This window comes from Microbacterium sp., from assembly GCF_040394595.1.
GTDB lineage: Bacteria > Actinomycetota > Actinomycetes > Actinomycetales > Microbacteriaceae > Microbacterium.
Genome location: NZ_JBEBSA010000007.1, coordinates 21,811 through 33,785 on the forward strand (window position 1 = coordinate 21,811; position 11,975 = coordinate 33,785).

General features: G+C 69.9%; 12 protein-coding genes. 5 read left to right on the top strand and 7 right to left on the bottom strand.

Annotated elements, in window-relative coordinates; translation table 11 throughout:
- Positions 1-23 precede the first annotated feature (23 nt).
- The 3 genes from ABWO84_RS09425 to ABWO84_RS09435 form a co-directional block, all read right to left on the bottom strand.
- A complete protein-coding gene (locus ABWO84_RS09425; RefSeq protein ID WP_353114276.1) occupies positions 24-572 on the bottom strand; it encodes an OsmC family protein in 549 nt (182 codons plus the stop codon).
- 79 nt (positions 573-651) lie between these two features.
- Positions 652-927: a DUF2277 domain-containing protein gene (locus tag ABWO84_RS09430; protein WP_353114277.1), complete on the bottom strand. Its 276-nt coding sequence runs from the start codon at positions 925-927 to the stop codon at positions 652-654.
- A 41-nt stretch (positions 928-968) separates the two neighbouring features.
- Entirely contained in the window at positions 969-2,393 is a 1,425-nt protein-coding gene (locus ABWO84_RS09435; protein ID WP_353114278.1) for an MFS transporter, read from the bottom strand.
- 57 nt (positions 2,394-2,450) lie between these two features.
- Between ABWO84_RS09435 and ABWO84_RS09440 the strand changes: the two genes are divergently transcribed.
- A complete protein-coding gene (locus ABWO84_RS09440; protein ID WP_353114279.1) occupies positions 2,451-3,338 on the top strand; it encodes a helix-turn-helix transcriptional regulator in 888 nt (295 codons plus the stop codon).
- 15 nt (positions 3,339-3,353) lie between these two features.
- Here the strand turns inward: ABWO84_RS09440 and guaB are convergent, their stop codons facing one another.
- The gene (guaB, locus tag ABWO84_RS09445; protein WP_353114280.1) at positions 3,354-4,856 is read right to left on the bottom strand and encodes an IMP dehydrogenase; all 1,503 of its coding nucleotides are present in this window, start codon (positions 4,854-4,856) and stop codon (positions 3,354-3,356) included.
- Positions 4,857-5,089: 233 nt separating this feature from the next.
- Between guaB and ABWO84_RS09450 the strand changes: the two genes are divergently transcribed.
- The 4 genes from ABWO84_RS09450 (at position 5,090) to ABWO84_RS09465 (ending at position 9,190) form a co-directional block, all read left to right on the top strand.
- A complete protein-coding gene (locus ABWO84_RS09450; protein ID WP_353114281.1) occupies positions 5,090-6,418 on the top strand; it encodes a branched-chain amino acid ABC transporter permease in 1,329 nt (442 codons plus the stop codon).
- A gap of 3 nt (positions 6,419-6,421) precedes the next feature.
- On the top strand, positions 6,422-7,399 hold the full coding sequence (locus ABWO84_RS09455; protein WP_353114282.1) for a branched-chain amino acid ABC transporter permease: 978 nt from the start codon (positions 6,422-6,424) through the stop codon (positions 7,397-7,399).
- Between the two features lie 61 nt (positions 7,400-7,460).
- Positions 7,461-8,426 carry an ABC transporter ATP-binding protein gene (locus ABWO84_RS09460; RefSeq protein WP_353114368.1) on the top strand — a complete coding sequence of 322 codons (966 nt, stop codon included), beginning with the start codon at positions 7,461-7,463 and terminating at the stop codon, positions 8,424-8,426.
- On the top strand, positions 8,423-9,190 hold the full coding sequence (locus tag ABWO84_RS09465) for an ABC transporter ATP-binding protein (protein ID WP_353114283.1): 768 nt from the start codon (positions 8,423-8,425) through the stop codon (positions 9,188-9,190). Before ABWO84_RS09460 ends, ABWO84_RS09465 begins: the two co-directional genes overlap by 4 nt.
- A gap of 74 nt (positions 9,191-9,264) precedes the next feature.
- On the opposite strand, the gene ABWO84_RS09470 is transcribed toward ABWO84_RS09465, so the two are convergent.
- From ABWO84_RS09470 to groES, 3 genes are all read right to left on the bottom strand, one after another.
- Positions 9,265-10,527 carry an ABC transporter substrate-binding protein gene (locus ABWO84_RS09470; protein ID WP_353114284.1) on the bottom strand — a complete coding sequence of 421 codons (1,263 nt, stop codon included), beginning with the start codon at positions 10,525-10,527 and terminating at the stop codon, positions 9,265-9,267.
- 109 nt (positions 10,528-10,636) lie between these two features.
- Entirely contained in the window at positions 10,637-11,554 is a 918-nt protein-coding gene (gene rarD, locus ABWO84_RS09475; RefSeq protein WP_353114285.1) for an EamA family transporter RarD, read from the bottom strand.
- Between the two features lie 102 nt (positions 11,555-11,656).
- The gene (groES, locus tag ABWO84_RS09480; protein ID WP_017203655.1) at positions 11,657-11,953 is read right to left on the bottom strand and encodes a co-chaperone GroES; all 297 of its coding nucleotides are present in this window, start codon (positions 11,951-11,953) and stop codon (positions 11,657-11,659) included.
- Positions 11,954-11,975: the final 22 nt, after the last annotated feature.

The following is an 11,975-nucleotide window of genomic DNA, read 5'->3' on the forward strand; positions in this document are numbered from 1 at the left end:
TGCCGGGGCCCTCCGGCGTCGGATCAGGCGAGCGCGCCGGAGGTCGGGACCGGATTGGCGAAGAGGTCGAGCACCGGGCAGTGCTCCTCGACGACCGCGCGCAGCTTCTCGTACTCCTCGGCGGTGTGCGGGCCCGTGACGTCGACGCGCACCCGCACGTCGTGGAAGCCGGCGCGACCCGATTCGTCGATGCCGAAGAGCTTGCGCACGTCGAGGTCGCCCTCGGCGGTGATGCTGATGTCGTCGATCGTGAGCCCGAGGGCCTGGGCGTAGAGGCGGAACACCACGACCTGACAGGAGACGAGCGCGCCGAGCGCGTACTCGACCGGGCTCGCCGCGGCGTCGTCGCCGGCCAGCGCAGCGGGCTCGTCGACGAGGAAGCGGTGCTTGCCCGCGCGGATCTCGGTGCCGACCGAGCCCACGCCGTGTCCGGTCACGCGGTAGGTGAGCCGGGCGTTCCCGGCATCCGCGGCGATCCGCTCGTTCCATGCGGCGCCGGCGGCGGAGAGGCGCTCCGCGCGCTGCGCGGGGGTGATGTCGGAGATGGCGGGGGTGTCCTGGAGAAGAGTCATGACCGCGACGTTAGCGACCGGCGGTCGGAGGCCCGGCGGTCGCCGTCACATGCCGACACCGGCCGTCATACGGCGTCACTCAGGCCGCGTACCGCCCGGACGCGACGGCGCGGGCGCGGGCCTTCGCCGCCTCCTCCTCGCGGTTCTTCGGCGGCCGCGTCGCCACGAGATCGCCCAGCAGATGCTGGGTGATGTGCGCGATCTCGGCGACGGCCCGGTCGAAGGCCTCCTGGTTCGCCTTCGAGGGCTTGGTCGTGCCCGCGATCTTGCGCACGTACTGCAGCGCGGCCGCGTGCACCTCTTCCGAGGTCGCAGCGGGCTCGAAATTGTGAAGGGTGTGGATGCTCCGGCACATGCCGCCCACGCTACGCCCGCCCTCCGACCCGCGCCAGGGCCTCAGCCCGCCCTGCCGCCCAGGGCGCGGCGGGCGACGAGCACGATCACGAGCATCGGCACGGCCAGCCCGGCCTGCACGAGGGCGCACACCATCAGCCCCTCCCCTCCGCCCGCGTCGGCCGCCGCGTAGACGAGGCTGAACACCGCGACCCCGAGCGCCAGGGCGACCTGCTGCACGGTGGAGAAGAGCCCGCTCGCCAGCCCGGCGACCGCCGGAGGGACCGCGTTCATCACGGTGCCCACCAGAGGCGCGTACATCAGCGCCTGAGCGCCGCCGAGCACGCACAGCAGCGCCTGCAGCACCAGCGGCTGCGGCGCCGGCCAGCCCGCTGCGGCCCACAGCGCGATCCCGGCGAGCGTCAGGCCCTGGACCGCGGTCCCGGCGACCATGAGCCCCCGGGCGGGGAGTCGCGCGTGCAGGCGGGGCGCGATCACGCTGACCGCGACGAACGCGGCCGCGAAGACCACCAGGGTGCCCGCGGTCTGCATCGCGGTCAGCCCCATCCCGTTCTCCGCGGCGAACACGAAGTAGTAGACGAAGGCGCCGTACCCGGTGAAGAAGATCGCGTTGAGCACGAGTCCGATCACGAGCGCGGGCTCCCGCATCGCGACGGCGGGGAGGAGGGCCCGGTCGCCGGGCATCCTGCGCTCCCAGAGCACCAGCACGCCGCCAGTGACCACGGCGCCGGCGGCGAGGCCGACCGTGAGGAGCGCGCTCCCGTGCACGGCGAGGGCGGCGAGCAGACAGCCCACCGTGAGCGCCAGCAGCACCGCGCCGACCACGTCGATCCCGCCGCCCGCCGCGCGCGTCTCGGGCACTGCGGAGGCGGCCGCGGCGGCGACCCCCGCGATGAGGGCGACGACGACGAAGGCGGCCCGCCAGCCGAGCGCTCCCCACGGCAGCGCCACCACGGCGCCCGTGATGAGCTGGCCGAGCATCGTCCCCGCCCCGATCACCGCGACGTAGAGGCCGATCCACGCGGCCCGGCGCCGCCCTTCCGCGGTGTTCTGGATCGTCGCGAGCACCTGGGGCAGCATGAGGCCGATCGCCACGCCCTGGGCGAAGCGCGAGGAGAGCACGGTGAGGCTCTCCGGGGAGACCGCGACCAGCACGGAGGTCGCCGCGAGGGCGAGGGCGCCCATCCGGAACAGGCGCCGCCTGCCGTAGCGGTCGCCGAGCCGTCCGCCGAGGACCAGCGAGGAGGCGAAGCCGAGCAGGAAGACCGTCACCAGCAGGCTTCCGGCGCCGATGCCCATCCCGAGGTCCGCGGTCATCACCGGCAGCGCGATCGTGGAGACCCCGAAGACGAAGTTGCCGAGCAGCCCGCCCAGCAGCAGGGTGAGGAGACCGGCCGCGCGCAGCGTCGCCGGGGCGGCCGCGAGAGCGGCGGGCGGCACCCGGACGGGCGCGGTGAAGGAGGTCATGACACCATCCAACCCTCGCCTTACCCTGTTATCCAGATCCGGTTTATCCTGTTATCCATGGTGATCGACAGCACGAGCCTCGAACAGCGGGACGCTCTCGCGCGCCGGGAGCTCGGCTCGTTCCTGCGCAGCCGTCGCGAGCGGCTGCGCCCCTCCGACGTCGGTCTTCCCGCCACCGGCCGCCGCCGCACGCCGGGGCTGCGCCGCGAAGAGGTCGCCGTCCTCGCCGGGATCGGGGTCACCTGGTACGCCTGGCTCGAGCAGGGTCGCGCCGTAGGCGCCTCCCATCAGGTGCTCGCAGCGATCGCGGACGCGCTCCGGCTCGACCCCGACGAGCGGGAGCACCTGTGGCGGCTGAGCGAGATCCCCACGTCGGATGCCCCGGACGACCAGACCGAGCAGGTGGTCACCGAGGCCCACCTGCGACTGCTCGCGGCGCTCGGCCCGATCCCCGCCTGCATCCAGACCGCGAAGTTCGACATCCTCGCCTGCAACGCGCCCTACCGGTTCCTCTGCGGAGACCTCGACGCCGCCCCGCTCGAAGATCGCAACTGCATGGTGAAGCTGTTCCTCGACCCCGCCTGGAAGCACTTCCACGAGGACCACGAGGCGGTGCGGACCCGGATGGTCGCCCGGTTCCGCAGCGCGATGCCCGAGCATCTCGACGATCCGGCGTGGATCGGGCTCGCCGATCGGCTCCGGGCCTCGTCCGCGGCGTTCGCGCGCATGTGGGAGCGGCACGACCTGTCGTCGACGGGGCACACGGAGCAGACCGTCCGGCTGCGCGACGACGGCCCCGTCCGGGTGATGCTGACCCGCCTGCGGCTGGAGACCGCGCCCACGGTGCGGCTGACCGCCTTCCAGCCGGTCGGCGAGGACGACGCCCGGCGGCTCGCGACGCACGCCGCGCGGCACGCCGACGCGCCGGCGGTCACGGCCCGCTGATCGGCGCCGCGGTCGTCAGCGCTTGTAGTTCGGGGCCTCCACGACGATCTGCACGTCGTGCGGGTGCGACTCCTTGAGGCCCGCGGCCGTGATGCGCACGAAACGCCCGCGCTCCTTGAGCTCCTCGACCGTGCGCGCGCCGACGTAGAACATCGACTGGCGCAGTCCGCCGATGAGCTGGTACGCGACGGCCGACACGGGTCCGCGGTAGGGCACCTGCCCCTCGATCCCCTCGGGGATGAGCTTGTCGTCGCTGGGCACGTCGGCCTGGAAGTAGCGGTCCTTCGAATAGGAGGTCTGCTTGCCGCGCGTCTGCATCGCGCCGAGGGAGCCCATGCCGCGGTACAGCTTGAACTGCTTCCCGCCCTGGAAGACGATCTCGCCCGGCGACTCATCGGTGCCGGCGAGCAGCGAGCCCAGCATCACGGCGTCGGCGCCGGCGACGAGCGCCTTGGCGATATCGCCAGAGTACTGCAGCCCGCCGTCGGCGATCACCGGCACGCCCGCGGGCTTCGCGGCGAGCGAGGCCTCGTACACGGCGGTGACCTGGGGGACGCCCACGCCCGCGACCACGCGGGTGGTGCAGATCGACCCGGGACCGACCCCGACCTTGACCGCGTCCACGCCGGCGTCGACGAGCGCCTGCGCGCCCTCGCGGGTCGCGACGTTGCCCCCGATGACGTCGATGTGCGCGAACGTCGGATCGGCCTTCAGCCGCCGGACCAGGTCGATCACGCCCTGCGACTGACCGTTCGCGGTGTCCACGACGAGCACGTCCACGCCGGCGTCGCGCAGCGCCTCCGCCCGCTCCCAGGCGTCGCCGAAGAAGCCGATCGCCGCGCCCACCCGCAGCCGGCCCTGCTCGTCCTTGGTGGCGAGCGGGTACTTCTCGCTCTTGTCGAAGTCCTTGATCGTGATGAGGCCGGCGAGCTTCCCGTCGCCGTCGATGAGCGGCAGCTTCTCCACGCGGTGCTTCGCGAACAGCGCGATGACCTCGCCCGCGGCGACGCCCACCGGCGCGGTGACCAGGCCCTCACGGGTCATGACGTCCTTCACCAGCGTGGTCTGACGCTCGAAGCCCGAGACGAAGCGCATGTCGCGGTTGGTGACGATGCCCACCAGGCGTCCGTCCTCGTCGACCACCGGAAGACCCGAGATGCGGTACTTCGCGCAGAGGCCGTCGACCTCCTCGATCGTCGCCTCGGGGGTGGTCGTGATCGGATCGGTGATCATGCCCGACTCGCTGCGCTTCACGCGATCGACGTCGGCCGCCTGATCCGCGATCGAGAGATTGCGGTGCAGGATGCCGATGCCGCCCTCGCGCGCCATCGCGATCGCCATGCGCGCCTCCGTGACGGTGTCCATGGCGCTCGACAGCAGCGGGGTCGCGACCGAGATCCGGCGCGTGACCCGCGACGAGGTGTCCGCCTCGCTGGGGATCACATCGGTATGCCCGGGCAGCAGCAGAACATCGTCGTAGGTGAGTCCGACGAATCCGAACGGGTCGTGCTGCTCCATGGGGGCTCCTCTGCGCCGATGGCGCGGTAGATGGGCGAGTGCGCTGCGGACGACGGCGGCCTGCGTGTTACCGATTCTAAACGCCGGAACACGCCCGGTATTCCCCGGAACGACTCCGCCGGCGTGCGAGGGGCAGGCCCTCGGGGTACGCTCAGTGCGACGTCCGTCACCCGAGAACGCATTGGCGCGTGCTCGGCAGCACTCGATGTGGAGGCCACGTGGGACGCAGAACTATGGCGCTTCGGAGACCGCGACCCGGTCTCCTGGCGCTGATCGCGACGATCGCCGCACTCCTGTTCGTCATGGCGCCCCTGAGCGCCTCCGCCGACACGACCGACGACGGGCAGGAGATCACCGACTTCTACTTCGCCGGCGTCATCACCAACAAGGACAAGCCCGTCGAGGGCGTCGTGATGAAGATCGACGGCGGCGGGTTCGACGCCGAGACCAAGACCGATGCCGAGGGCAAGTGGCGGCTGTACGTCCCGAAGAAGGAGACCTACACGCTCACCGTCGACGAGGACACCCTCCCGAAAGGGGTGATCGTCGATGCGTCGCAGCTGCCTCCCGCCATCCAGCCGATCTCCGGGACGACCGCGTCGTTCGAGGTGAAGTTCGGCCTCACCGGCACGAAGATCGTCAACCTGTTCCTCGGCGAGGGACAGCGGCAGACGACCTCCTTCATCGATCAGCTGCTGTCGCGCACGGTCGGCGGCATCAACTTCGGCCTCCTGCTCGGCCTCGCGTCGATGGGCGCCGCGCTCATCTACGGCACCACGCGACTCTCCAACTTCGCGCACGGCGAGATGGTCTCCTGGGGCGGCGTCGTCGCGGTGATCTTCACCTCCCTCTGGCAACTGCCGCTCTGGCTCGGCCTCATCGCAGCGGTCGTCGGCGGCGCGCTGCTCGGGTGGGCGCTCGACGCGGGACTGTGGCGTCCGCTGCGCAAGCGCGGCCTCGGCATCGTGCAGCTCATGATCGTCAGCATCGGTCTCTCCCTCGCCCTGCGCTACGCGCTGCAGTTCATCATCGGCGGCGGCACGATCCAGCTGCCCGGCGCGAGCCCCGACCCCCTGCACTTCGGGCCGATCTCGCTCTCGTACATCGACCTCATCGGCATGGGCGTCAGCCTGGCCGCGATCCTCGGCGTCGCCTACTTCCTCACCCGCACCCGGGTCGGCAAGGCGACCAGGGCGATCTCCGACAACCCCCAGCTCGCCGCGGCCTCCGGCATCGACGTCGACCGCGTGATCCGGATCGTCTGGATCCTGGCCGGCGTCCTGGCCGCGATCTCCGGCATCCTCTGGGCCTACTTCCGCCCCGGTGTGCGCTGGGACATGGGCATGCAGATGCTGCTGCTGATGTTCTGCGCGATCACCCTCGGCGGCCTGGGCTCAGCGCTCGGCGCCCTGATCGGCTCGCTGATCGTCGGCATCGCCGTCGAGGTCTCGACGCTGTGGATCCCGACCGACCTCAAGTACGCGAGCGCGCTGATCGCCCTGATCGTGATCCTGCTCGTCAGACCGCAGGGCCTGTTCGGACGCAAGGAAAGGCTGGGCTGACGCATGGACTTCGGAGCCATCTTCGGCAACACCCTGGCATACCTGTTCCATCCGGTGACCATCGCCTACGCACTGGCCGCCACCGGCCTCGCGGTGCACTTCGGCTACGCGGGACTGCTCAACTTCGGCATGGCCGGCTTCATGGCCATCGGCGGCTACGGCTACGCGATCTCCGTGCTCAGCTTCGGACTCCCCTGGTGGGTGGGCATGCTGATCGGGCTGCTCGGCGGCGTGGTGTTCGCCCTCGTCCTCGGCATCCCGACGCTGCGCCTGAGAGCCGACTACCTCGCGATCGCGACGATCGCCGCCGCGGAGATCGTGCGGCTGCTGTTCCAGACGGAGCTGTTCAAGCAGTGGACCAACTCGGCGGGCGGTCTCAGCGGATACAGCGGCGGATTCCGGGCGATCAACCCGATCCCGCCGGGCACCTACGGGTTCGGCCCGTTCACCTACAACGAGGTCGACCTCTGGAACCGCCTGTTCGGGCTCATCATGCTGGCGATCGCGATCCTCGTGGTCTGGGCCCTCATGCGCAGCCCCTGGGGCCGCGTGCTCAAGGGCATCCGCGAGGACGAGGACGCGGTGCGCTCCCTCGGCAAGAACGTCTTCGCCTACAAGATGCAGGCGCTCGTGATCGGCGGGGTGATCGGCGCGATGGGCGGCATCGTCTTCGTCCTCCCCTCGGCGGTCGTCCCCGGGAGCTACTCGACGTCGCTCACGTTCTTCCTCTGGACGATCCTGCTGCTCGGCGGCGCGGCCACCGTGTTCGGCCCGACGCTCGGCGCGGTGCTGTTCTGGGTGGTGTTCTCGTTCCTGGGCAACCTGCTCCCGCAGATGGCCTCCGCAGGGCTGCTGCCCTTCTCGAGCACTCAGGCCGAGTTCATCCGCTGGATCCTCGCGGGCGTCGTGCTGATGCTCATCGTGATCTTCCGCCCGCAGGGCATCCTCGGCGACAAGAGGGAGATGACCTTTGTCAAGTGACAACGAGACCACCGGCGTCCCCGACGAGGGGGACGCCACAGTGGCGACGACGACCGGGAGCATCCGGCGCCCGAAGACCACCGGGCTCGCCCAGGGCGATCCGGCACCGGGAGTCCCCAAGGTCGACCCGATCCTCGTGATCGACGGCGTGACGCGACGCTTCGGCGGGCTCGCCGCCGTCGACGTGGACCACCTCGAGATCCCCCGCGGGGCGATCACCGCCCTCATCGGGCCGAACGGCGCCGGCAAGACGACGCTGTTCAACCTGCTCTGCGGCTTCGACAAGCCGAACGCGGGACGGTGGGTCTACGACGGCAAGAACCTCGCGGGCGTCCCCTCGTTCAAGGTGGCGCGGATGGGGCAGGTGCGCACCTTCCAGCTCACCAAGTCGCTGTCGCTGCTCACCGTGCTCGAGAACATGAAGCTCGGCTCACCGAACCAGCGCGGGGAGCGCTTCTGGCCGAGCCTGTTCCCGTTCCTGTGGCGCAAGGAGGACGCAGAGATCGAGGAGAAGGCGCGCGCGCTGCTCACCCGGTTCAAGCTCGACGCGAAGGAGAAGGACTTCGCCGCCGCGCTCTCCGGCGGGCAGCGGAAGCTGCTCGAGATGGCCAGGGCGCTGATGAGCGACCCGAACCTCGTGATGCTCGACGAGCCGATGGCGGGCGTGAACCCTGCGCTGACCCAGTCGCTGCTCGACCACATCCTCGACCTCAAGGACCGCGGGATGACCGTGCTCTTCGTCGAGCACGACATGCACATGGTGCGCCACATCGCCGACTGGGTCGTCGTGATGGCCGAGGGGCGCGTGGTGGCAGAAGGCCCGCCCGACACCGTGATGGAGGATCCCGCGGTGGTGGACGCCTACCTCGGTGCGCACCAGGACGTCGACCTCGGTGCGGTCACCGGCCGCATCCCGGTGATCACGGACGCCTCGGCGGCGCGGCTGCGCGAGGAGATCGAGGCGGAGGCCGATGCAGAGCTCGCCGCCGAGCACGCGGACGAGAAGGACACCGGAGGGGCCTCATGAGCGACCAGAGCGCGACGCAGAGCGGAGACCGCGGCGATGTCGTCGTCGAGCTGAGCGGCGTCCACGCCGGCTACCTGCCCGGTGTGAACATCCTCAATGGCGCGAACCTCGTGGCCCGCCGGGGCGAGCTGATCGGCATCATCGGCCCGAACGGCGCGGGCAAGTCCACTCTGCTGAAGTCGATCTTCGGAATGGTGCAGGTCCGCGAGGGCGACATCACCGTCGAGGGCGAGAGCATCGTCGGGCTGAAGGCCGACAAGCTCGTCGCGCGCGGCGTCGCCTTCGTGCCGCAGACCAACAACGTGTTCCCCTCCCTCACGATCGCCGAAAACCTGCAGATGGGGCTCTACCAGAAGCCGAAGGCCTATGCCGAGCGTCTGGAGTTCGTCACCGGGATCTTCGCCGAGCTGGGCAAGCGGCTGGGTCAGCGCGCGGGCTCCCTGTCCGGCGGCGAGCGCCAGATGGTGGCGATGTCGCGGGCGCTGATGATGGACCCCTCCGTGCTGCTGCTCGACGAGCCGTCGGCGGGCCTCTCCCCCGTGCGGCAGGACGACGCCTTCATCCGCGTCTCGGACATCAACAAGGCCGGGGTGACCACGATCATGGTCGAGCAGAACGCCCGTCGCTGCCTGCAGATCTGCGATCGCGGCTACGTGCTCGACCAGGGGCGCGACGCTTACGAGGGCACCGGCCGCGATCTGCTGAACGACCCCAAGGTGATCGGGCTGTACCTGGGAACGCTCGGCCAGGACGACGCGGCCTGAGCGCGCACGACGCCTCCCCTGAGGGATGAGCAAGGGCCCCGGACCGACTGGTCCGGGGCCCTTCTCCGCGGGTCTTACTTGATCCGCTTGTTGTTGTTGTCCGCGCCGTACTCGTAGACGCCGATCGCGGCGCCCTTCGGGTCGTTGTTCTCGTCGAACGTGATGTCGCCCGACAGACCGTTGTAGTCGGCGTTCTCACCGGCGTTGATGATCTTGGCGCACTCCTCGAACGTGGTGCACACCTTGCCCTTGTCCTTGCCGCCCGAGACGGAGCGCATCTCCGCGGCGATGTCCTTGCCCTTGACCGATGCGGCCTTGAGCGAGGCGAGGGCGAGCAGGATCACGGCGTCGTAGGCCTCGGCCGAGTAGGTCACGTCGTTGATCTTGTCGTGGCCTGCCGCGGTCCACACCGCGTTGAGCTGCTCCAGGAAGTCGTCCGGCAGCACGGCGCCGGCACGGGTGCCCTTCGAGCCCTCGAGCTTCACGGGCAGGTTGTCCTTGGCGTAGTTCGACAGGTTGCCGTCCACCATGTACAGCTTGCCGGTGTCGATGCCGGCCGCGCCGAGCAGCGGGGCGATCGTCTTGAACTGCTCGTACGAGACGATGGCGACCGCATCGGGCTTGGCCGCGGCGATCTGCGACACCTGGGCGTTGTACTGGCCGTCGCCCTGGTTGTAGGAGGCCTCCGCGACGACCTTGCCGCCGGCCTCCTCGAACGTGGTCTTGATCGCCTTCGCGAGACCCGAGCCGTAGGGATCGTTCTGGTAGATGATGCCGAGGGTCTTGTAGCCGTCCTCGGAGATCTGGTTCGCCAGGACCTCGCCCTGCAGATTGTCGCTGGGGGCGGTGCGGAAGTACATCGGGTTGATGCCGGTGAAGTCCGCCGAGGTGTTCGACGGGGACACCGTCACGATGCCCGCGCCGACGTTGCCGTCGAGGATGAGCTTGGTGACGCTGGACGACGCCGCGCCGACCATCGCCGTGATGCCCGCGCTCTGCAGCTTGGTGATCGAGGTCTCGTACGCCTTGTTGTCGAGGTCGCCCTCATCGGCGCTGGTGAGCTGGATGGTGACGCCGGCCTTGGCCTTGTTGACCTGGTCGACGGCCAGCTGCACGCCGGCCTCCATCGGGGCGCCGAGGAACGCGAGCGCTCCGGTCGCCGGCAGCAGCGATCCGAGCTTCAGCGTCAGGTCGAGGTTCGCCGGGCGCTCCTTCTTCGTGTCCTCGGGCTTCGACTGGGGCGCGCTGCTGCAGCCCGCGATCACGAGCGCAGTGGCGCTCACCAGCGCGATGCCTGCGAAGACCCGCGAGGTGCGCGAGTTCTTCCATCCGTTCATGTTGCTCCCTTGCGTAGATGAACGTGTGTCCCACTGTGGGGTGCCTCCCACCCTATGGCCTCGGGGCAGCCGGGTCATGGGGTTTCCATCTCGGTGCGCTAACGATCCTTCACACCAGTTCAGCGGGCTCTTCCCGCCGCCCGCGACGGGCCTGCAGCACGACGTCGGCCACGAACACCGCCACCGCGACCCACACGATCGCGAACCCCGCCCATCGCGCCGGCGGCATCTCCTCGTGCAGCAGGAGCCAGCCGACGAGGAACTGCAGGATCGGCGTGACGAACTGGATCATCCCGACCACGCTGAGGTCCACTCGCCGGGTCCCCGCGGCGAACAGCAGCAGCGGCACGGCGGTGACCACCCCGGCGACCGCGAGCAGCCCGGTGTGCAGCGGTGTCCCGGTGCCGAAGGTGATCCCGGGCGGGGTGAGGCCGACGACGACGAGCGTGACCACGGCGATCGGGATGAGCCAGAACGACTCCAGGGTGAGACCGCTGACCGCGTCGACCGCCGGCCCGATCTGCTTCTTGACCAGGCCGTAGAGCCCGAAGGAGAAAGTGAGCGACAGGGCGATCCAGGGGACGGAGCCGTACACGACGATGATGACGGCCACGGCGACCGCGGCGATGCCGACCGCGACCCACTGCAGCCGCCGGAGCCGCTCGTGGAGCACGAAGACGCCGAGCAGCACCATGAAGATCGGGTTGATGAAGTAGCCGAGGCTCGTCTCGATGACCTTGCCGGAGAGCGTGCCGAGCAGGAAGGCCTGCCAGTTCACGTAGATCAGCAGGCCCGCGAGCGCGGTCAGCCACAGCAGCCGCGGCTGGCGGATGATGACGCCGAAGGCCTTCCAGCCCCGCGTGACCGCGAGCAGCAGCACGCAGAAGACGAGGGACAGCAGCACCCGCCAGGCGACCACCTCCCAGGGGCCCGTCGGCGGGTTGAGCGCGACGAAGTACAGCGGCAGGAACCCCCAGATCAGATAGGCGCCGATCGTGTAGAGGGTGCCTGCCGACTTGGTGCTCACCGCACCACAGTACTGCGGGTCCCGGACACCGGGGCATGCGGCCGTGGAGACGCAGAGGGACCCGGATGCCGAAGCATCCGGGCCCCTCTGGACGTCAGCGCGTCAGCGGACGACGACCGCCAGGACGTCGCGGGCCGAGAGCACGAGGAACTCGTCCGCACCGAACTTCACCTCGGTGCCGCCGTACTTGCTGTAGAGCACGCGGTCGCCGACGGCGACGTCGAGCGGGACGCGGTTGCCGTTGTCGTCGATGCGGCCGGGGCCGACGGCCACGACCTCGCCCTCCTGGGGCTTCTCCTTGGCGGTGTCGGGGATGACCAGGCCACTCGCGGTGGTCTGCTCGGCCTCGACCTGCTTGATGACGATGCGGTCCTCGAGCGGCTTGATGGAAACCGACACGGTCTACCTCTTTCTTGACTGA